Annotated in this window: 11 protein-coding genes, 1 tRNA gene and 1 pseudogene; 7 read left to right on the top strand and 6 right to left on the bottom strand. The window is 69.3% G+C overall.

Annotated features, from left to right (window positions below; translation table 11 throughout):
• Positions 1-42 precede the first annotated feature (42 nt).
• Together OMW55_RS00005 and OMW55_RS13860 are read left to right on the top strand one after the other, a co-directional pair.
• Positions 43-119 (top strand) — tRNA-Met (locus OMW55_RS00005).
• Positions 120-491: 372 nt separating this feature from the next.
• Positions 492-659, top strand: a pseudogene (locus OMW55_RS13860) (transposase); the annotation flags it as partial.
• A gap of 303 nt (positions 660-962) precedes the next feature.
• On the opposite strand, the gene OMW55_RS00010 reads toward OMW55_RS13860, so the two are convergent.
• Positions 963-1487 (bottom strand): hypothetical protein, encoded by a 525-nt coding sequence (locus tag OMW55_RS00010; protein WP_264879956.1) that lies wholly within the window; start codon positions 1485-1487, stop codon positions 963-965.
• 707 nt (positions 1488-2194) lie between these two features.
• Between OMW55_RS00010 and OMW55_RS00015 the strand changes: the two genes are divergently transcribed.
• Positions 2195-3073 (top strand): sulfotransferase domain-containing protein, encoded by an 879-nt coding sequence (locus tag OMW55_RS00015; protein WP_264879957.1) that lies wholly within the window; start codon positions 2195-2197, stop codon positions 3071-3073.
• Between the two features lie 175 nt (positions 3074-3248).
• Here the strand turns inward: OMW55_RS00015 and OMW55_RS00020 are convergent, their stop codons facing one another.
• From OMW55_RS00020 to OMW55_RS00035, 4 genes are all read right to left on the bottom strand, one after another.
• The gene (locus OMW55_RS00020) at positions 3249-6323 is read right to left on the bottom strand and encodes a CHAT domain-containing protein (RefSeq protein WP_264879958.1); all 3075 of its coding nucleotides are present in this window, start codon (positions 6321-6323) and stop codon (positions 3249-3251) included.
• Positions 6320-13534, bottom strand: a complete 7215-nt coding sequence (locus OMW55_RS00025) for a hypothetical protein (protein ID WP_264879959.1) — start codon at positions 13532-13534, stop codon at positions 6320-6322. Before OMW55_RS00025 ends, OMW55_RS00020 begins: the two co-directional genes overlap by 4 nt.
• Positions 13535-13537: 3 nt before the next feature.
• Positions 13538-15274: a ShlB/FhaC/HecB family hemolysin secretion/activation protein gene (locus OMW55_RS00030; RefSeq protein WP_264879960.1), complete on the bottom strand. Its 1737-nt coding sequence runs from the start codon at positions 15272-15274 to the stop codon at positions 13538-13540.
• A gap of 149 nt (positions 15275-15423) precedes the next feature.
• Positions 15424-16677, bottom strand: a complete 1254-nt coding sequence (locus OMW55_RS00035; protein WP_264879961.1) for an ammonium transporter — start codon at positions 16675-16677, stop codon at positions 15424-15426.
• 60 nt (positions 16678-16737) lie between these two features.
• Here OMW55_RS00035 and xth point away from each other — a divergent pair, with 60 nt between their 5' ends.
• The 3 genes from xth to OMW55_RS00050 are packed head-to-tail and all read left to right on the top strand — an operon-like array spanning position 16738 to position 19075.
• Positions 16738-17508, top strand: a complete 771-nt coding sequence (gene xth / locus OMW55_RS00040; RefSeq protein ID WP_264879962.1) for an exodeoxyribonuclease III — start codon at positions 16738-16740, stop codon at positions 17506-17508.
• Positions 17505-18524 carry an ATP-dependent DNA ligase gene (locus tag OMW55_RS00045; protein WP_264879963.1) on the top strand — a complete coding sequence of 340 codons (1020 nt, stop codon included), beginning with the start codon at positions 17505-17507 and terminating at the stop codon, positions 18522-18524. The genes xth and OMW55_RS00045 overlap by 4 nt, the downstream gene beginning before the upstream one ends.
• A 2-nt stretch (positions 18525-18526) precedes the next feature.
• Positions 18527-19075, top strand: a complete 549-nt coding sequence (locus OMW55_RS00050) for an alpha-ketoglutarate-dependent dioxygenase AlkB (RefSeq protein WP_264879964.1) — start codon at positions 18527-18529, stop codon at positions 19073-19075.
• Here the strand turns inward: OMW55_RS00050 and OMW55_RS00055 are convergent.
• Positions 19072-19965 (bottom strand): arginase family protein, encoded by an 894-nt coding sequence (locus OMW55_RS00055; RefSeq protein WP_264879965.1) that lies wholly within the window; start codon positions 19963-19965, stop codon positions 19072-19074. The genes OMW55_RS00050 and OMW55_RS00055 overlap by 4 nt on opposite strands.
• Before the next feature lie 36 nt (positions 19966-20001).
• On the opposite strand from OMW55_RS00055, the gene hutI reads away from it, so the two are divergent.
• Positions 20002-21207: an imidazolonepropionase gene (gene hutI / locus OMW55_RS00060; protein WP_264879966.1), complete on the top strand. Its 1206-nt coding sequence runs from the start codon at positions 20002-20004 to the stop codon at positions 21205-21207.

Below are 21207 nucleotides of genomic sequence, written 5' to 3' on the forward strand. Positions count from 1 at the left end.
CGTTCTCGTCTCAAGGGCGCGCGTTCGCGTCCGACATGTTGGCGCGGGGTGGAGCAGCCCGGTAGCTCGTCAGGCTCATAACCTGAAGGTCGCAGGTTCAAATCCTGCCCCCGCAACCAACAGAAGGCCCGCTTTTAGCGAGCTTCTTTGTGCCTGTCGCCTTGGTGACTGATCGAGAGCGATGGCCCGTGTTCGCCAGGTGTCCGCACTTCAGAGCACTGGCGCGCTTGCAGCGCTCATACCTGCTGGCAGATGCGAGTTGTCGCCTACGCCGATCAATCTCGCTGACCCGGCTCGGGAAATAGCGGAGCTTTGTACGGAGCGAGACTTGGCAATGGCGCAGGCCGGAGAGTCTCTCCTCGCAGCCAAGTTTGGGGTCCAGGCTTGGACGCCGGAGTTCTACCAAATTATCTACCCAATAATCGAGCGCTGCGCCCAGTTGCAGCGGTCGTCGCCATCATTTCCGGAGCGGCGTCTACGAACCCGGCCGCTTCCGGCCATCGCGTTACTTCGGCCCCCATTTTGGCATGACGCCGAGAAAGCACCAGTCCGACGAAGTGGATGTGACGGGCTCGATCAGCAAGGTTGGTGATCGGATGGTCCGGACCGCGCCTTACGAGGCCGCGTGTGAGATGCTGACCCGGACGGTGCGCATGTGAGCGCTCGGGAGCTTGGCGATGGCGGTCGCTAGGCGCCGTTGCGCCAAGAAGGCCCGCGTAGCACCGGCCTGCAAGTTGGAGGTCATGCTCCACTGCATGTGGGTCGATGGCACCGACTTCCGCTGGACCAGCGAGACAGCCACGATAGCATAAGACGACGAAGACTTGGTGTGGCGAGCACAGCCGTCATGCCGGTTGTATCGGGCTACGCCGACATCGACGGCGTGGCCGCGGACCTGCCGCGTCTGGCGAAGCCATTCCGCAAGACGGACCTTGCCGCCAAGCTGAGCGAGCTGAATGAAGCTAGCGCTTGCGGATGGTCATATGAGGCTGATGCTCCCCCCAGCTTGCGCCGCTCGTTGCATCAACCTTGCGCTTTCTTACTGCGGCGGCTCGGAGATCGCGCCGCATTCGGAGAACCCGGCGCGCCAGGTTGATCGTACGCGTAAAACTCCAACCCATGAATATAACTAGAATGAAGAGCGTTACCGCTGCGAATTGCTGCCAGACCTGCAAAGAGGTCTTTCCACCAGTCTCCGGCTGAGCCGTCAGGCCAATCGCTGCAAACAGAATGCCCGTAGAAGCGAGCAGGTTGGAGCAGAACATGAGCGCGATACGGGAGAGGTAATAGTGGACGTCAACCGCACATTGGTAAGCTTGCCGGTGGGCGATCAGGCGTCCTCTTCGCATCGCCGATGCGTAGGACGAGCTCCTTGCAAGTCGGACGAACCTCCAAGCGCGACGCGTAGCTCTGAGAATAAAGAAAACTGCGCCCGCCAGCGCTAACGCGCTGACGATAGAAAAAGTCGTGAAAACGATTGAATTCATTTAACTGCTTATCTTCATGCCCGGCGCACAGGCGCTCTGCGCTGGACGATGTCCCACGGTGCTTAGCCACTCTTTTGCAGCACGAGTTGATCTTAGTTCGTGCAGAACAATATGGTCATACGCTGGAGAAAGCAGCAGGTCGCCGTATTCTCCGCGCTCCTGCACAGTACGATACAGCCGGCTGAGTCGCCGTCGCGTAGAGGCCCCCGTGCGAGCGCCAATCGGTCCGACAGATGCTGATGGCGCAGCCCTCCGACCTGACTTCTCAGCACGGCCGGTTACTTTCTGACTGAATCGACGCAAGAGGCGGTACGCGACGAGTGGCAGCGGGTAATTCAGCCAAACCACCGCATCGGACCTTCGCCAGATCGAGTCCCGCACGCAGCGGTAATGGCCATCAATGATCCAGGCTTCCTGTCCTGCCAACGCACTCACGATGCTTATGAAGTCGGCCGTCGGAAGTGGCGATCCGTTCTCGCCGAGTCTGACTTGATCCAGTTCCCACAGCGGAAGGCCGAGCTGATCCGCCAGTTCACGGGCGAGATAAGTCTTTCCGCTACCGCTGGAACCCACAACCGAGACGCGCCGAGGACTAATCATTTTAGAGTATCCCTGCCGTTGGTTTACATGATCGGCGATCACTGATAAACAATTATTTTACCAAGTAGTAGTGACGTCTGCAGCATCGATCGGGGGACCTCGACGTGATGAGCAAGATTTCGCCCTCCCATCCAGACTTCATTTACATTGGAACCAGCAAGGCTGGTTCCACGTGGCACTTCAAGGTTTTGTCGTGGCACCCAGAGATCTACATGTATCCTGGAAAGGACTTGGGCTTCTTCTCTGGTCATTTTGAAAAAGGGCGGGAGTGGTACCTCAACCAATTTAAGCCCAAGCCACCGCAGACTGTTGTTGGTGAAGTTTCGCATACATATTTAGTGCATCCCGATGCGCCCCGACGAATTGCTCAACATCTTCCTCATTTGAAGATGCTTATCTGTTTGCGCGATCCGGTTCAGCGCACCTTTTCCGACTACCTTGATGGGGTCAAAAACGGGAAGTTCACTGAGTCCTTCGAGGCAGAACTTGCGCGCAATCCGGGCCTCATCGATCGCAGTCGCTACGGCACCCACTTTCAGCGTTACCTCCAGAGATTTGAGCGCAGCCAATTTCACATCGGTTGCTTCGACGAGCTTGCGACCGCTCCGCGTCAATATGCTCAACGCATGTACCAATTCCTCGGCGTCGATGCTCTGGAGATCCCGGGGGAGCTGACCAGGAAAGTCCTTCCTGCGGGCGAGGCACGCTCGGCCGTTTTGGCCGAGACAGCGAAACGCCTTTCACGATTCGCACGGCGGACAGGCCTGGATGCGGTGCGCGGAAGAATGAAGACCTCCGAGTTTGTTCGAAATGTGCTGTATCGCCCCTTCGACGGCAGCTCTCGCCCGAGAATGGAGCGTGCGACCGAAGTACGTCTGCGAGATCTTTTTGCGGAGGAGGTGCAGCTTTTCGACGAGCTCGCCGGAACGGATCTCTCAGCTAAGTGGAACTACTGGCCTATTTCCGACAGACGGCTGACCGCCTGAGGTCTCCTGCAGGACGGGTGAACTTGCTCACCCGAACGGTGGGCGGCAGCCTCATTCCTTCTGCTTGATTCCTGGCCTTACCGACGATTGCGGGCGGCGACTGGATCCCTCGATCCGCGCTCGTCCGATGTCCCTGAGATCATGCCGTAAAGCCATACCTCGCGCTCGCGGGGCGTTATCCGCCGCGTCGGCCCGCCGGGCCAGCCGCGAAAACCGGTGCATTCGTTGTCAGCAGCGGCTTGGCGCCGTCCCCGAGGATGATGAATGCCGCCCAATAGAAGGGATGGCTGGTCCTGGCATCGTCCATCAGTCCGCGTTGCGCGTCGGCCAGCGCCGCCGCGACCGGTTGGTTGGGACGCGCACCGAGCAGGCCACCGATCAGCCGCCTCGTGGAGCCATAAGTATCCGGCACCGGCCAGTGGCTGGCCACGACCGAACGCGCGCCGGCGCCCACGAAAGCGCGCACCAGACCATCAAGCGCGTAATTGCCGCCCGAGCTCAGCCCCGCCTCCCGGCTGGCTGCGACCGTGGCGAGCCCGGCGGTGTCGCAGGCCGAGAGCACCACCAGGTCGGCGTCGAGTTTCAGGTCGAATATCTCGCGAAAACTGAGCAGCCCGTCCGAGCCAGCGGGACCGAACGAGGTCAGCAGGGCGGGTCGCGGCGGACAGTCGGGCCGCGGCGCGGCGACCAGCCCGTGGGTCGCGAAGTGCAGCACGCGAAACTCGCCAAGCTCGCGATTTGTGAGCAGCGCCGCGTCGTTGAACGCGCTCCCGGTGATCAACTGGCTGCGCTGCGGGCCGAACCGTTGCTCGGCGACCTTGAGCTCCGCGGCCGAGATGGGCGCCTGCCAGGCGGCCAGCGGCCATTCGCATCCATCGCTGCCGGCGATCACCGGGCGCTGGTTCGGGACGGCGTTATTTCCGAGCCCGAGGTAGAGCCGGCGCGCCCGGCTCGGCGGTACGGCGCGGACATCGAGAAAGCTGCGGGCGCTGACCGCCGTCGAGATTTCGCGCGCCCGTCCCAGCCAGGCGATGCCGCGGAGGTCATACGGGTCGGCGCCGGGGCGCTTCTGCCGGGCAAGATAGTCATCGACGCCGCGCTGGTCGGTCACCAATACCGCCAGTGGCAGCTGCAGCAGGGCGCCATCGGGTTCCACGATGAGGTGGCGTACTCCGGCCAGCTGTGATTGGATCGGAGCCATCAGGCCGACATAAAGTTGCCGCGCCCGGACGATGTCGAACGGGTCTGTCACGACCTCGCCCTGGTCGGAGCGGGCGATGCTGTCGCGCAGAGAGCGGACCTCCGTCGCCAGCCGGTCGCGATCGAGGGCGGTACGATAGATCCGTGCATCGGCCGGGGTAACGAACAGGGCGTAGCTGGCCTCCGCCGTGTCGATCAGCTGCCAATAGGCTTCTCCCACCCGCAACTGATGCCGAAGGTCGGCGAGGTCGACCAGTGAGCGGCTTAGCGTCTGATACCTTGGGTAAGCGGCGAGGCGCCCCTGCAGGCCGGTCTGCTCCGCGCGCAATGCCGCCAGGTTCTGCTCGAGGGCCACGGCGGTGTCTCGGGTAACGGCGGTCTGCTCGGCCAGAGCCTTGAGGTCGGCCAACTCGCCCTCCGTTCGCGCGATCTCCCGCATGCGAGCAAGGGACAGGCGAAACAGCGCGCTCGCCTCGTCGCTGCCTTCGGAGAATTGCCTGGCAAGGATCGCCTGGGTCTGGGCCACGCCCGGCCGCTGGCGGGCCTGCGCTGCGGCAAAGGCGTCGGCTGCGGCTTGCGCGTCGCCGCTGCGAGCAAGGATGGCGAAATAAGGAGCAAGCAGCCCGCGTAGTGTCGAGCCGCCATCGGGCACCTCGGCGCTTTCGGCGACCACGCCTCGGAACAGCGTTCGGGCGCCCGCCTCGTCGCCGGTGCGGGCGAGCAGCGCCGCCTTGCGCGCGCGCGCCGACAGGACGGCCGGGGATTGCGGCAGCGCCTGTGCCAGCAGGTCGGTGGCCTTGTCGAACGCCGCGATCGCGCCGGCGCGGTCGCCGCGGTGCTCCAGTACCAGCGCCTGTTCCATGCCGATGTCGGCCAGCAGCCAGGCGGCGGAGGTCACCTTGCCGTGGCGGACGGCGCGGATCTGCCCGGCGGCGCGGCGGAGCGCGGCTTCGGCCTCCGCCAGCTTGCCCCACTGGCGCAGCACGTTGCCGCGGATGGCGAGCGCCTGCGCGTCCAGGATGGCGGCCCGCTCCGCAGGGGTCAGCTGGCTGTCGAGCGCGCGCAGACGGCGCGCTTCGTCGCTGCCGCTGTTGATCTCGAGCGAGAGCGGCTCGTTGATCAAGCCTCGGCGCAGCGCATCGCGATCGGCCTCCTGGCTGCTGTCCGGCACGGGCGCGGCCAGCGCGGCTAGCGCCCGGTCCGGCTGACGGACGTTCAGGGCTGCAAGGGCGCGGTAGTTGCGCAGCAGCCGCAGCAGCACGCCGTCACGCGGGCTGATCAATGTTTGGGCACCATCAAACAAGGCCGTTGCGGCCGGGTCGTTCCCCAAGTTGGATTGCTGCAACCCCTGGTTGGCAAGGGCGTCAGCCCGGGTCACCGCGTCGCCGCGGCTGCTCGCCACTGCATCAAAGAACTCGGCAGATTCGGCGAACCGGCCGCCATTGTTACGCAGATAGCCTTCGGTGCGGGCGCTCCCGGCGGTAAGCGCGCCGGCCTGAACCCGCGCGAAGGCGGCAGGATCGCTGACCATGGTGGCGGCGACCTTGACCGTGCCGGGCTGCTGCCGGTCGGCGACGAGGCTTGTCAGGGCGAGGCGGAGTACGCTGTCGTAGCCGGCCAGGCCCTCGACGGCGTAGGTGGTGGGGCCGCGCCGGACCAGGTAACGGCGGAAATCGAGGCCGCTTGAGTTTCGGCAGCCGAGCGCCCGGACGGTGCCGACGCCGGACACGCTGTCCATGTGCTCCGCCTCGCAGCGCTGACCGGCTGCAAGTCCGCGCAGGTCGAGCTTCCCGCGCACTGCCACTGCCGAGCCCACCGGAGCCGCCGCATCGCGGCAGGTGAGGTCGTAGGCGCGGTCGAACATTCCGCCGAGCCGCGGGTCGAGCGAGCGGAACTGGGCGGTGCACAGCACGCCATCCGATCCGATCCGCCAGCTGTTGCGGGTCGACAGGACGTCGGTGAGAGCGGCGGGAGCGGGGAGCGCGCTGCCAAGCGTCGCGGCACAGGCGAGGGCGAGGGCGACGGCGAACTGGCGGATGCGACCGATCATTGGCCCTCTCCCGGCGCGCTCATGAGGGCCGGATTGCCGCTGCCGGACACGGGTTCCTCGACCTCCCCTTCGTCGTCCAGTTCCTTGTCCATCAGCCCCGTGATGAAGATGTCGGCGAGCGGCGGCGGGGTGAACAGCAGGATGTCCGGAGCGCGCAGCGGCACGGGAGCACAGGACACCACGCTAAGCAGGCAGCCGTTGACGCTGCTGTTGGCGGTATATTGCGCGGCCGCGAAGCCGGGCGCGCCGGTCACCGCGGACCAGACGGCGAAGCCGGTCGCAGGTTCGCCCGGGCCCACGATCTGTCCGTTGACGATCAGCTCGATCGGGCTCGCGCCCTGGCTCGAGCGGGTTACCAGTTCGGCATCACCGGCGAGCACGCCGGCGGGAAGGTCGCGCGTGCCGCTATTCTGGACTAGCACCTGCAGGGGATCGTGGACCAGAATGCTGCCCGCACGAAGCAGCCCGTCAGGCCGCGGCGTGGTGGTCGGCGCCGCCAGATCCGCCTCACGCCCGCTGTGATTCGGGTCGGCCGCCAGCCGATCGAGGATCGCGCCTTCTGCCGCGAACACCCGGTCGGCAGCGATGTCGAGCGTGCCGCTGAGCGCCGCGCCCGAGCCGGTGAGCGACACTGCGCCCGTGGCGGCATCCAGCTGGAACTCGCGGGCGGAGAAGGCAACCGCCTGCCCGGCGCCGAAGCCGGTGGCGTCGAGCAGGCCCGTCACCGCGACCATGCCGGCCCGGGTCCCGCCGGTGGTGCCAATCTGCAGCGTACCCGAACTGCCCAGCTGGGTGCCCGCGACCGACAGTTTGCCGACCACCACGTCACGCGCCGCCGTGGTATCGGCGCGCCCGCCAAGCAGGATGCTTGCCCCCCGCAGCCGGGCGAACTCGGCATTGTCGAGCAGGTAGCCGCTGCCGGTGAGCCCATCACCGATCAGCATCTGGGTCCCATTGCTCGACTGCAGCTGCAGCGTACCGGGGGCGGCCAGCCGCCCGGTCGCGAGCACCGCCATGTCGTTCGAGGTCAATTCGATCGTGGGGGCGGACCATGCCCCGCCGATGGTCAGCGTCCCACCGGCGCCGAACCGCGCGAGTTGGCTTGCAGTGACGTCGCCTTCGAAGCTCGCGTCGCCGACACTGGCGCCGGTCAGGCGCTGGGTGCTGACGGCGCCGCTGACCGTCACGTCACCGCCTGCCGCAACCGGCGTGGCGCCCGCGACCGCCGCGAAATCGAAGCCGTCCGGCGCACCCGCGTTCGCCGCCATCGCATAGCCACCGACTAGCAGGGGATTGGGTCCGGAGTTCAGCGAACCGGCCGCGATGTTGCCGTTGGCCAGCAGCACCAGCGAGCCCGCGGCCGAGACATCGCCGACGTTCAGCGCTCCGCCGCTCAGCAGGGCCAGCGAGTTGGCCGAGGTCACGGCGCCCGCGCCGAGCGGCCCGCCCGCGCGCACCACCAAATTGGCGCCGTTGCCGCTGGCAAGCGCGCCCAGGCTGACGCTGCCGCCCGCAAGCACGGACAGGGCGGCATTGGAACGAAGGGCCCCGGCCGTGAGGCTGCCGCCACTGGCAAGCGACAGCGGCCCGGCTGTCACGGTGACGCTGCCGACCTGCAGGTCGGTGCCGGAACCGATTACCGCGCCTTGCGCCGCCGAGATGCTCTTGGCCATGAAGCCTTCGCCCGCCGCCGCCCGGAAGTGACCGGTAGTGACGGTCCCAAGCTCGATCGCGCGGCCGTTGGGCGTGGCCTGTGCCGGGGCGAGCACCGCACCCACATCATAGGCATCGCTGCCAACGGTTCCGCCCAGCCCAGCCAAGTCATTGCCGCCGACCAGCAGCTGGCCGGCGGCCGGCGTCGACAGGTCGCCAGCGATGACGGCGCCGCGCGCCAGCAATACGGCGCTCGAAGCGCTAACGTTGCCGGTCGTCAGGTCGCCATTACTTACCAGCACGGCATTCCCGCTCGACGCGGCATCACCGGCGGTGACGGTGGTCCCGGACGAAATGATGAGGTCGTGGCTGCCGCTGCCGGTGGTCGAAACGTGTTGCAGCGAGATGGCGCCGGGACTGCTCGCCGTCAGCCTGCCAGCCGCCGACAGGTCGCCGCCGCTGATCCCGCCCGCACTGCTAAGCAGGTGCAGCGTGGCGCCGCTGACGGCATTGCTCAGCCCGATCGCGCCTGCCGCCGTCACCTGCAAGGGACCGCCCGAGCGGAGATTGCGGGTGGTGATCCCGGCCATGTCGCTGCCCAGGGTCAGCGCGCCTGCCGCGTCGACGTCGTACAGCGCCATCGAACCGGGCGACTGCACCGCGAAATCGTTCAGCGACCGGATGTTGGCGGTGACGACCAGCGCGTTCCCGGTCATGATCGACCAACTGCCCGCCGTGTAGGTGCCGGGGTCGGGCGGAGCCGCCCGGGCCGGGTTGGCGACGAAGGTGGGCGCCGCCAGCGCGATGCTGGCCGCATCGAGGTTGCCGCCGTTGCCGCTGGTCACCGCCAGCGCACTGCTCGTTGAGAAGGAGAAGGCGCGGTCGATCACCACCGCTCCGCTCGCGACGGAGACCAGGTCCGGCACCGCCCCTGCGCCGATCGCATCCGCCCGAATGTCGAAACTGGCCGAGCCGAGCTGGCCGTCGCTGTTCGTGAACTGGAACAGGTTACCGCCCAGCGATCGGCTGAGCCCGCGGACCGCGCCGTTGCCGCCAACCGCGCTTGCGCTCGCGACCAGGTTGCTGGTGCTCAGAGTGCCGCGCTGCTCCGGTTTGGCCTCTCGGCCGCTCACCAGCACCGCTACCTGCCGCTCACCGCCGCCGATCAGCGCATCGCCGCCGTCGCCGTCCGCCACGGCATTCGCCCCGCGCCCACCGTCTCCGCCAGTGGCATCGGCGGTGAGCCGCGCGACATCAACAGTAACGGGCGAACCGCCCACCAGCAGGGCGGCCATGCCGTTGCGGGCATCGCCGCCGTGGCCGCCGCGCCCGCCCGCGCCCACCGCCCCGCTAGGGCCGCTGGCGCTGTTCTGGGCGGAGCCTGTTCCACCGGTTCCGCCCGCGCCCCCTGCGCCGCCGCTGCCGCCCGCCCCGCCGCTGCCGCCCAAACCGCTGGCGGTGAGGCGCAGCTGGCCAAAGGTTACCGAACCCAGGTTGCCCGACAGCGCCTGCACGTCGCCGCTCTGGGTACCCGCCTGAACGCTGCCGCCGGTGCCTGCTCCGCCAAGGCCGCCCGTGCCGCCACGGCCGCCAACACCGCCCCGGCCGCCGTCACCGTCGAACCCGCCGGCGCTGCCGCCGCCCGGCCCGCCGGCGCCACCCGTTCCACCGCTGCCGCCGCGACCGCCCGCGCCCCCGTTGCCGGTTGCATCCAGGCTGGCGTTTCCGATTTCCAGCGTGCCGTTCCCGGCCGAGCCCAAAACCAGGACGCTGCCGCCTTGGCCGCTTCCGCCAACGCCACCGGAGGCGCCGGCAGTCCCGGACTGGCCGGTGCCGCCAGCGCCGCCGCTCGCGCCGCTTGCCGCAGCGCTGCCGGCCGCGCCAGTTGTCCCGTTCCCGCCGTCGCCGCCATTACCGCCGCTGCCGAGCGCCGAGGCGTACAGGCCGCCGATCTCGCCGCCACTGATCCGGATCAGCGCGGGTCCGCCATCGCTGTTGGCAGCGATGACTTGGGCGAACCCGCCGCTGCCGTCGCCCCCCCGTCCACCCGACGCGCCGCGCCCGCCGGTTCCGTCCGCCGACAGCGCGGCTCCGCCCCGCAGGTCGACCGTTCCGTTCGTCGCCTGGATGGCGGTGCCGCCGGTCAGCCACTGGCCGCTCGGCGAACTCAATGTCCCGCCGCCGGTGCCCGTGCCGCCGGTCGTGCCGGACCCGCCTAACCCGTCGCTGCCGAGATCGGCAAAGCCGGAAGCCGTTAGCGAGCCGCCGTTGATCGCTTCCAGGACCGTGGTGCCGCCGGTGCCGCTTCCACCGGTTCCTTCGGCAACGGACCCGCCGTTGCCCGCTGCTTGCAGCTCGACGCCGATCAGGACGATTCGGCCGCCACGGCCGCTGACCCTCGCCTCGCCGCCCACAGCCGAGCCGCCCGCCACCGCTACGCCGGCGCGGTCTAGGATGTCGCCGCCGCCCCGCGCGTTCGCCAGCAGACTCGTCGCTCCGCGCACGGCGAAGGTGTCGCCGCGCCCGATGCTGGTGATGCGCGCGACGCCGCCCTGGGCCGCCCCGCCGCGAGCGCCGCCGGCGGCGAGTCCGCCATAGCCGCTGACGTCCAGGGAGAAATCGTAAGAGATCGATACCCGGCCGCCACTGGTGCCCGCCGCGATGCGCCCGCCAGTGCCGCTGCCCCCTGCGCCGGTGACGCCCGTGCTGCCTTGCCCGATGGCCGACAGCTCCGACCCGCCGTCGATGTCGATCAGGCTGCCGGAGCCGCCGAACGCCTGCAGGTCGATCTCGCCCCCGGTGCCGTCGGCGCCAACCCCGCCACATACCAGGCACTCGCTGAAACCGCCGCCGATCCCGTCGGCCCGCGCCAGCACGTCGCGGTTGAGATGCAGGGACGAGTTGGCGCCTTCAGAATAGATGGTGATCCGTCCCCCGATGCCGGCGCCGGCATCGCCGCTGGCGAGCACCAGGCCGCCAACTCCGCTGGCGTCGAGCCACAGGTCGGCACGGGCCGTGACCCTCGCCCCTCCGGACGCAAGGATGTCGATTGCTCCGCCCGTTCCGCGCCCTGCGGTGAAGCCGGCTCCAGTGGTGCTGCCTCCGTCGCCCAGCGCCGACAGGAAGTCGCCGAGTGGAGAGCCGAGGTTGAGGTCGAGCAGCCCGCCGCCCGCCGCCTGAAGGCTGGTCGAGCCGCCAGTGCCCGCTCCACCATCGCCGCCGGTGCCCTGTCCCCCCCGCCCGTCGGCCGCGAGCTGCACGTTACCGACCACGCGCAGCAGGGCACTGGACGACAGGCCCGCGAAACCGCCCGTTCCGGCGCCGCCCGTGCGACCGACCCCGCCCGCCCCGTCTGCCTGAAGGTTCACTTGGCCGGCGGTGGTCACTGCGCCGGAACTGCCGAGCGAGGCCCTGCCGCCCGTTCCCGTCCCGCCCGTGCCGTTGCCGGCAGCGCCGCCGCCGCCAGAGGCGTTGGCCGCGAACTGACCAGCGAAGGTCAGCGTTCCGGCGGGTCCGCCATTGTCGGACAGGCCGCCGGTGCCCGCGCCGCCGGCCGCGTTCGGACCCTCGCCTTCACCCCCGATGCCGCGTGCGCTGACGGCGCTGGTGCCGTTCACCGTCAGCGTACCGGTTGCCCCCGCGACGGAGCCCACCGCGGCCCGGCCGCCCGTGCCGCTGCCCCCGCTGCCGCCCTCGCTGCGGCCGCCGGCGCCATCGGCGGAGACGAACAGGTCGGTGCCCTCGATCACCGGGTCGACCGTCAGTGAGCCATTGCCGCTGCCAATCGTGACGGAAGCGGAGCCGCCAACGCCGCTGCCACCGCTGCCGCCAGAAGCTGCGCCGCCGCGGCCATCGGCTGCTGCGCCGATGCCGCGCGCCACCACCGTTCCGCCCTGCGCGCCGACCTGCACGGTGCCGCCGGCGCCCCGGCCGCCGCTGCCGTTGCACAGCTCGCACGCGCGGCCCGCACCGCCGCCGCCATAGCCGCTCGCCACGAGGTACATGCCGTCGGTCGCGGTCAGCCGCGCGCCGGTGGCCGTGGTCCGGACCGTTACGTTGCCGCCCAAGCCCGTGCCGCCGGTGCCCGCATCCGCCGCACCCCCGCCGCTGCCATCGGCCTGGGCGTAGAGTCCGCCGCCGATCGCCAGGCTGGCGTTGCCGTGGACGGACACGCCGATCGCCCCGCCGGTGCCGTTACCCGCTGCCGCTCCATTCACGGTGCCGTCGCCGCCTTGGCCATTCGCCAGCAGGCTCATCAGTCCGCCGACTGTCATGGTGCCGCCCGAAGCCGGATCGATGCTGTTGCCGACGTTGATTCTGACCGTCCCGCCCGTGGCATCCTGCCCGGGCGCGGCGGCTCGGCTGACATCGGCCAGGAGGTCGCCCGCAATGCTCAGTGTCTGCGGCCCGCTGACGGATAGGTTCATCGCGCCTGCGGTCACGCCCAGGTTGCTGCCGAAGGTCAGGTTGGCGACGTTGGCCTGAAATGCTACCTGGCCGGTGAGGCCGGTGGTCACGTCGTTGCGGAAGGTCGCATCCTGGACGATCGCGTTGCCGGACTGGACCGTGGCCGCGCTGCCGATCGCGCCCGCGCTCACGTTCTGCCCGGCCGACAGCACCACCGTGCTGCCGTCCACGCTGGCGGACGCGGCCGGCGTGAAGCCGAGGTCGGCGCCGCCGCTGATCAGCATGGTCAGCGCCGTGTTCTTGGGAATGGCGACGAGGTAAATGCGCTGGGTGTCGGCGGCGCCCGTGCTCGCGCCGCCGGTCACCCGGCCGTTGACGTTCAATCCCGTGCCGCTCGTCGTGCCGGCGGTGACCTGGATGTTATACAGGTTGTCGGGGCTGAAGGTGATGGTTGCCGCTTCGGCCGCCACCAGCGCCGCGGCGCCCGAGGTGGTGATTGTCCCGCTGTGGAAGATCGCCGGGGCCACCATCGCCGTGTAACTGCTGCTGGCGGCTGTCGTGGTGATGCTGGACCCTGCAAGCGTGGTGATGGCCTTGTTCGCGAGGCTAGGGTTGAAGGTCACCGTGCTGGTGGCGGTGTTCAGCCACGCGTCCGTGCCGTTCCACGGGTCGGCGGTGGTCAGCCCCAGGCTGCCGACATTGATCACCGCGCTGGAGCCGATCACGAAGCCGCTGGGACTATAGAAGTAGATGGTTCCGGCCGGGGCGGAGGTGTTCCCCTGCAGCGCCGACAGGATGGTGCCGTTCAGCTGGATCTGCCGTCCCGTGTCGGCCGGCAGGATCCGGTTCAGCACCGCAAAGCCGGTGAGATTGCTGCCCCGCCCGGTGGTGAACAGGGCGGTGGTGCCAGCCGGCTGGAAGATGATGGCGTCGGCCGTGCCGGTGGCGTTGTCCCTCGGCGTCCAATTGATTACGCTTTGATGCGACACCACGGTCACCGTGGTGGCGCCCGGCACGGACTGGTCAATGGCGGCGGTGCCGTAGACGACCGAGCCGTGACCGCCGAACGACTGGGCGCGCGCGGCGGCCGGCACCAGCAGGGCGGTGGCGATGGCGATGCGCGAGCAGAACGAGCGGTTGAGCGGACGCATGGGTCACCTCCACGGCAGCAGGCGGGTGGTCAGGGTCAGCAGCACCCGCGCATCGGGCTTGCGGTCGGTGAGGCCGGCGCGGCGCAGCCCCTTGGCGGCGGTCAGTTCCATTCGCAGGCGGTCCCCAAGCTCGGCTCGAACGCCTCCGCCGGCCGAGGTCAGCCGGTCGGCTCCCGCGCCGTCCCGCTTGTTCCACGCCCACGCCGCGTCGCCGAACAGAAAGGGCTGGAGTTGCAGGGGCCCACGGCCGAGCGGCAAGCGCGGGCCGCGCAGTTCGCCCGTTACGCCCACGCCGCTGTCGCCGCTGATCGTGCCCGCATCGTAGCCGCGACCAATCGTGTAGTTGCCCCCGGTGAACTCCTCGAAGGCGGGCAGGGGATCGAAGGCGAGCTGCGCCCGCGGGCTGACGAACACGGACATCGTGCGCCCCAGCGCCAACTCCGCGCCGCCGGCCGCCCGGATCAGCATCGGCGTCGGATCGGCATCAAGCCGGCTCAACGGCACCACGTCCGGATCGGTGCAGTTGACCGCCCGGCAGCTGCTGCTCGCGCCGAAGAGGTCGAGGCCGCGGCGCAGCTCCAAGGCGCCGTTCAGTCGCCAGTGCGGGAGGCCGCGCTTCAGGTCGATCGCCTCGAAGCTGGTGCGCAGGAAGGCGATCCGCAGCCGGTCGCGGGTCAGCGGGGCGATCAGCTCGACCCGCTGGTTGAGCAGGTCCAGGCCGCCGGACAGATACCAGCTGCGCGACTGGCGGCGGACCAGGGGATAAGTCAGGCCCAGGGTGGCGAACAGGGTTCGGGCCCTGAGCGCTGGGTCCCCCGCATCCGCGCCGATCTCCGGCCGGCTCCAGGCGTAGGTGACCTGCCCGTTGATCACCAGGCCCTCGCCGCCGGGTCGGAATTCGTGCCCGGCCTGCATGATGCGCTGCTCGCGCCAGCCGCCCAGCACATTGTAGTAGCTAAGCGTAGTGGCGTCGCCGAGCCCCGTCAGACCATAGACCTGCGCCCGGACCTGTCCGCCCCACCGGCCCGTCCCCCGCGCGGCAAGGTTTTGGATGGTGGCGTCCACCGCATAGGGCCGCCGCACCACGGTCACCTCGCCGACCAGGTCGCCAGGCGCGGTGCTGGCCGGGCGCAGCGTCAGCTGGACGTTGTAACCCGGCAGGTCCCGGGCCAGCAGCAGGTAGCGCTCGGCCCGGCGCCGATCGAAGATCGGGTCGGCGGTCAGCTTGCCTAGATAGCTCGCCAGCTTGGCCTCGGCCCCGCCGGTCTGACCGCGGGCGCGAACGGCGGTGACCCGGCCGTAAAGCACCTCCATCTGGACCACGCCGTTCTCGATCCGCTGCACGGGCACTTGAACGGCGGCAAGATAGCCCTTCTCGCGCAGCACGGTGGCGGCGCGGTCGCGGATATCGCACAGCACGCTGACCGGCTGCTCGCGCCCAGCCAGGTCGGCCCAGCTGCGCCGCATCTCGTCGGATGTCGCGCCCTTGAGCCCGTTGAAGCGGACCTCGCTGAGCGTCACGGTGATGCTGGCGAACTGCGGGTCCGCGAGCGCGCAGGGCGAGCGCTCGACATCGCCGCCGACGTTCAGGCGCGACTGCTCGGTTCGCGGCAGCTGCTCGATGCGGGACAACTCGTCGCGGGTCGGGGCGACGGCCTGGGCTTCGGCGGCGCTGGGCCACCAGGCGCTCAGCAACGCGGCCGCGAAGCTTCCACCGGTGGTCAGGCCACGACCTACCATGATCTTCCCCTGTTCGCCCTCGCTCGGGCGTGTGCCGGCGAGTCGCAAGCAGCGTTAATAAGCTATTAACCTTTGGGCGGAGTCAACGTTCGGCCTTAACAAAGCCCGAAAATTCGCCGGTTCTGAGACGTTGGCCACGGGCGCAGAGGTCAGCTGTAGGCGCGCTCGCCATGATCGGAGATGTCGAGGCCCTCGCGTTCGGCCTCCTCGTCATGGCGTAGCGGAAGCAGCGCGCGGACCAGCCCGAAGCACAGCGCCGATCCAATTGCCGACCACCCCGCGGCGACACCAACGGCCGCCAGTTGCCGCAGCAGCTGCGGGCCGAGGGCATAGTCCGCCCCGGCATGACCGCCCAGGGCGGGTAAGGCGACGAGCGCCGTGCCGACCGACCCGATGATGCCGCCAAGGCCATGGATCCCGAACACGTCCAGGCTGTCGTCCAGCCCAAGCCGCGCCTTGGCCTTGGCTATGAAGCCATAGCAGGCGAGGCTGGCGACCACACCAAGCAGGATGGCGCCGAGCGGCCCGCTGATCCCCGCGGCCGGAGTGACGGCCACCAGCCCGGCAATGGCACCGGACGCACCGCCCAGCAGCGAGGGCTTGCCGGAGCGCCAGCGCTCGATCCCCATCCACGCCAGCACACCCGCGGCCGGCGCGGCGAAGGTGTTGACCATCGCCACCGCCGCCAGTCCATTGGCCTCCAGCGCCGAGCCGGCATTGAAGCCGAACCACCCGACCCACAGCAGCCCGGTCCCGATCAGCACCAGCGCCAGGCTATGCGGCGGCATCGCTTCACGCGGCCAGCCGACCCGCCCGCCGGCAAACGCCACGCCGACCAGCCCGGCCACGCCGGCGTTGATGTGGACCACCGTTCCGCCGGCAAAGTCGATCGCCCCCAGCGCGAACAGCAGGCCGGTCGGCGCCCACACCATGTGCGCGACCGGCGCATAGACCAAGGTCAGCCAGAGGGCCGAGAACAGCAGTATGGCGGAAAAGCGCACTCGCTCCACCAGGGCGCCGGTGATCAGCGCCGCGGTGATGCCCGCGAAGGTCATCTGGAAGGCGGCGAACAGCAGTTCGGGGATGGCCCTGCCGGCGGTCGGCAGCGCCCAGGCGCTCGCGCCATCCAGGCCGGCCAGCCCCGCTTTCGCCAGCGAACCGACCACCCGGCCGCCGCCGGAGAATGCAAGGCTGTAACCCCAGCCGATCCACACCAGCACGGCGACCGCGGTGATCCCAAGCACCTGGCTCATCACGCTCAACAGGTTCTTGGCCCGGACCAGTCCGCCGTAGAACAGCGCCAGCCCGGGCAGCAGCATGAGGAGCACCAGCGCGGTCGACACGAGCATCCAGGCCGTGTCCCCGCTATCGATCACCGGCTGCGCCCACCGCGAAACTCCCATCACCCGCTGCAGATTGGCGCGGGTCGGAGCCGATGCCGACGAGAAATGTTCACGTTGGGCATGCGCATCGCGACCTACAATGTGAACGGCGTCAACGGGCGCCTGCCCGTACTGATTGAGTGGCTTCGCACCACTGAGCCCGACGTCGTCTGCCTGCAGGAACTGAAGGCCGCGTCCGAGAAGTTCCCACTCTCCGCCTTCGAGGAGGCGGGCTATGGCGCCATTTGGCTTGGCCAGAAGAGCTGGAACGGCGTCGCCCTGCTGGCCAGGGGCGGCACGCCGGTGGAGACCCGCCGCGGCCTGCCCGGCGACCCGTCCGACGAACAGAGCCGCTACATCGAAGGGGCGGTCGGCGGCACCCTGGTCGGCTGCCTCTACGCGCCCAACGGCAATCCCCGGCCTGGCCCCAAGTTCGACTACAAGCTGGCCTGGCTGGCGCGCTTCGAGGCGCTCGCCGCCGAACTGTTCGGCGTTCCCGGGCCAGTGGTCCTGGCGGGTGACTACAACATCATCCCGGAGGACGCAGACGCCTACAAGCCGGAGCGCTGGATCGACGACGCCCTGTTCGCCCCGGACGCACGCGACGCCTACCGGCGGCTACTCGCGCAGGGCTGGACCGATGCCCTCCGCCATCTCCACCCGGATGAGCGATTGTTCACCTTCTGGGACTATTTCCGCAATGCCTTCCCGCGCGATGCGGGTCTTCGCATCGACCACCTGCTACTGAATGGCCCGGCGGCGAAGCGGCTGAAACAGGCCGGGGTCGATCGCAGCGTGCGGGCGCTGCCGAAGACCAGCGACCATGCGCCGACCTGGGTGGAGCTGTCATGACCGCCGCGCCCGCCGCGCCGATGGAGGCACTGCTGGCCGCCGAACTGCCGGCCGGACCGGAGTGGCAGTACGAACCCAAATGGGACGGCTTCCGCTGCCTGGCTCTCCGCGATGGCGACAAGGTCGAGCTATGGTCCAAATCCGGCAAGCCGCTCGGCCGCTACTTCCCCGAGATCGTCGCAATGGTCGGCCGGCTGAAATCCGACCGTTTCCTGCTCGACGGGGAGCTGATCATCGTCACCGCCGGCGGGCTCAGCTTCGACGCGCTCCAGATGCGGCTGCACCCGGCCGAAAGCCGTGTCCGCAAGCTGGCGGCCGAAACCCCGGCTCTGCTGATGGCCTTTGACCTGCTCGAGCTCGACGGGACGCCGCTAGCCGAACGGGCGCTGACTGATCGCCGCGTCAATCTGGAGCGCTTCCTCGGCAAGCAATCGGAGCCGATGCTGCTGCTGTCGCCAACCACCACTGACCGCGATCAGGCGCTCGGCTGGCTCGCCCGCAGCGGTGGCGCGCTCGACGGCGTGGTCGCCAAGCGCCGCGACCAGCCCTACCGCGAGGGCGAGCGCGCGATGGTCAAGGTCAAGCAGCATCGCACCGCCGATTGCGTGGTGGGCGGGTTCCGCTACGACTCGGCCGGCGCTGCCATGGCATCACTGCTGCTCGGGCTCTACGACGACCAGGGCCGGCTCAACCACGTCGGCTTCTGCTCGTCCTTCAAGGCAGCGGAGAAGAAGGCCTGGACGCCCGAGCTACAGGCGCTGATCGAATCGCCCGGCTTTACGGGCGACAAGCCGGACGTCGCCAGCCGCTGGGCCCGCGACCGGGTGACGGAATGGCAGCCGCTGCGGCCTGAGTTGGTTGTCGAAGTGCTCTACGACCAGGTCACCGGGGGGCGCTTTCGTCACGGCACCCGGCTGCTCCGCCGGCGCCCCGACAAGCGCCCCGACCAGTGCCGCTGCGAACAGCTACGCCACCCGCTCACCCCGGCCGAGCTGGACGGCCTGCTCGGCCGGTAGCCATGCTGTTCGACGTGCCGTTGATCCCCGGCCTACGGCTTCAGGAGGAGCTGATCACACCGGCCGAGGAGACTGAGCTGATCGCCCGCATCGGCGACGTCGAGCTCACCCCGTTCCAGTTCCATGGCCACGAGGGCAAGCGCCTGACCCACAGCTTCGGGTGGCGCTACGACTTCGTCGATGGCAGTTTCCGTGAGGCCGAGCCGATTCCGCCCTGGCTGCACCCGCTGCGCGCTCGCGCCGCCGCCTTCGCCGGCCTCGCGCCCGAGGAGCTCATCCACGTCCTGCTGATCCGCTACGATCCCGGGGCGGGGATCGGCTGGCACAAGGACCGGCCGGTGTTCGAGCAGGTGGTCGGTATCTCGCTCGGCAGCGCCACCGACCTGACCTTTCGGCGCCGCTTGGGTGACCGCCGGTTCGAGCGGGTGAAGGTGCCGCTGCCGCCCCGCAGCGCATACCTGCTGTCGGGCGAGGTCCGCCATCGCTGGGAGCACGGCATCCCCGCGCACGACAGCCTGCGCTACTCCGTCACCTTCCGCAGCCGCGCCTAGCGCGCCTCATAGCCGGCCAGCAGCTCGGCCAACCACCGCCCGGCGGTCAGTGCGCTGAGGTCCGTCGGATCCAGCGGCGGGTCCCATTCGGTCAGGTCCACCACCCGCACCCGAACGTCGGCGGCCAACCGCCGCACGGCCGCGAAGAAGTCGAGGTTGGCGATCCCGCCTGGCCGGGCGCCCGGCGCACCGGGGAACTGCGCGCGGTCGATCACGTCGATGTCGCAGTCGACCAGGATGGCCGGGCAGTGGCCGAGGTGAGCCAGCGCCCGCTCCGCCGCCGCCATGCCGCCGCTGCTCCGCACTTCGTCCGCCGTCATCACCAGATGCCCGCCGTCCAGGGCGTCCTGGTGCATCGCCGCGCTGTTGGCGAACGGCGCGAGGCCCACCTGCGCGATGTTGCGCCCTGGCAACCCGTCTTCACGCAGTGCCCGCACCGGATTGCCGTTGCCGAGCCCGGCCACCGTGTCCCGCAGGTCGAAATGCGCATCCAGGGTGATCAGCCCGACTTGCTCCAACCGCAGCCCGAGCGCTTCGGCCATCCCCAGCACCCCCGGCCGGGTCACTGCATTGTTGCCACCGACCAGAAGGGTGAGCGGGTGCTCGGCGACGCTCGCCACTACCGCTTGGCGCAGCGGCCCGGTGGCCGCCTCAATCGTCAGCCCACCAAGCGCTACGTCGCCGCGGTCGTAGATCGCAGTGGCCAGCTCAGATCGCCGCTCCACGTCGTACCGCCCGATCCGCCGCAGCACGGTCCTGAGCTCGGCCGGCGCCAGGTCGCATCGGCCAGCCGTCACCGAACCAGCGCTGAGCGGCGCCCCGATCATTCCGACCGGCGCACCCGGGGCACTTCCCAGCAATTCGGACAGGTTGGGCCAGGCGCTTGTCATTGCGCCGAGGCCTAGCAAGCCCTTAAGCCCGGCGCCATGTGGGACCGGCTGCTGACCGATTGCAATGTCTGCACGATGGTGCCGACCAGGAACGACCCGCTCGGCATTGTCCGCAGCGCAGCGATTGCCATTGCGGACGGCCGCATCGTCCGCATCGGCAAGCGCACGGACATGGCCGGCATGAAGGTCGGCGAGGTGGTGCCGATGCACGGCGCCTGGGTCACGCCGGGCCTGATCGACTGCCACACCCACCTGGTGTTCGGCGGCACCCGCGCGGCCGAACATGCGCTGCGCCGGATGGGCGCAAGCTACGAAGAGATTGCAGAGGCTGGCGGCGGCATCGCCTCCACCATCCGCGCCACCCGCCAGGCGAGCGATGCGGAACTGCTTGAATCCTCCCGGCGGCGGCTGCGCGCATTGATGGCCGGCGGCTGCACCACGGTGGAGATCAAGTCCGGTTACGGTTCCGACGTCCGCAGTGAACTCCGGCTTCTGCAGGTCGCCCAGCGCCTCGCGGAACAGGAGCCGGTCCGCATCTCTCCGACCCTGCTCGCCCTTCACGCGCTGCCGGAAGGCGCGGACCGCAAGCGCTTCGTCCGCCAGGCAGTCGAGGAACTGGTTCCCGCTGCCGCCGACGCCCAGCTTGCCACGGCGGTGGACGGCTTCTGCGAGGGCATCGGCTTCCTGCCGCACGAGATCGAGCAACTGTTCGTGGCCGCCGAGGACCATGGCCTCCGCGTCAAGCTTCACGCCGAGCAACTGAGCAATCGCGGCGGCGCCAGGCTCGCCGCCCGCTATAATGCGCTGTCCGCCGACCACCTCGAGCATCTCGATGCCGAGGGCGCGGAGGCGATGGCGGAGGCGGGCACCGTTGCCGTGCTGCTTCCGGGCGCCTTCTACGCTTTGGGCGAGAAGCAGCTGCCGCCCGTCCAGCTGCTGCGCGACGCCGGCGTGCCGATCGCGGTCGCCACCGACTGCAACCCCGGCACCTCCCCGCTGCTCAATCCGCAGCTGGCAATGAATATGGCGTGCACCCTGTTCGGCCTGTCGCCGGAAGAAGCCCTGGCCGGCATGACCGTCAACGCCGCGCAGGCTCTAGGCATCGACGACCAGGTCGGCACCGTCGCACCCGGCAAGGTCGCGGACTTGGTGGCCTGGCGTATCGAGGAGCCGGCCGAACTCGGCTACTGGATCGGTCTGCCGGGGCCGGAGCGGCGGATGCTGGCCGGAGTGGATTGCTAA

The organism is Sphingomonas arvum, from assembly GCF_026013565.1.
GTDB lineage: Bacteria > Pseudomonadota > Alphaproteobacteria > Sphingomonadales > Sphingomonadaceae > Sphingomicrobium > Sphingomicrobium arvum.

What these genes read in the sequence shown, in the direction of transcription:
- OMW55_RS00010 (WP_264879956.1), bottom strand. Translation starts at nt 1,487, where the DNA reads ATGAATTCAATCGTTTTCACGACTTTTTCTATCGTCAGCGCGTTAGCG.
- OMW55_RS00015 (WP_264879957.1), top strand. Translation starts at nt 2,195, where the DNA reads ATGAGCAAGATTTCGCCCTCCCATCCAGACTTCATTTACATTGGAACC.
- OMW55_RS00020 (WP_264879958.1), bottom strand. Translation starts at nt 6,323, where the DNA reads ATGATCGGTCGCATCCGCCAGTTCGCCGTCGCCCTCGCCCTCGCCTGT.
- OMW55_RS00025 (WP_264879959.1), bottom strand. Translation starts at nt 13,534, where the DNA reads ATGCGTCCGCTCAACCGCTCGTTCTGCTCGCGCATCGCCATCGCCACC.
- OMW55_RS00030 (WP_264879960.1), bottom strand. Translation starts at nt 15,274, where the DNA reads ATGGTAGGTCGTGGCCTGACCACCGGTGGAAGCTTCGCGGCCGCGTTG.
- OMW55_RS00035 (WP_264879961.1), bottom strand. Translation starts at nt 16,677, where the DNA reads ATGGGAGTTTCGCGGTGGGCGCAGCCGGTGATCGATAGCGGGGACACG.
- xth (WP_264879962.1), top strand. Translation starts at nt 16,738, where the DNA reads ATGCGCATCGCGACCTACAATGTGAACGGCGTCAACGGGCGCCTGCCC.
- OMW55_RS00045 (WP_264879963.1), top strand. Translation starts at nt 17,505, where the DNA reads ATGACCGCCGCGCCCGCCGCGCCGATGGAGGCACTGCTGGCCGCCGAA.
- OMW55_RS00050 (WP_264879964.1), top strand. Translation starts at nt 18,527, where the DNA reads ATGCTGTTCGACGTGCCGTTGATCCCCGGCCTACGGCTTCAGGAGGAG.
- OMW55_RS00055 (WP_264879965.1), bottom strand. Translation starts at nt 19,965, where the DNA reads ATGACAAGCGCCTGGCCCAACCTGTCCGAATTGCTGGGAAGTGCCCCG.
- hutI (WP_264879966.1), top strand. Translation starts at nt 20,002, where the DNA reads ATGTGGGACCGGCTGCTGACCGATTGCAATGTCTGCACGATGGTGCCG.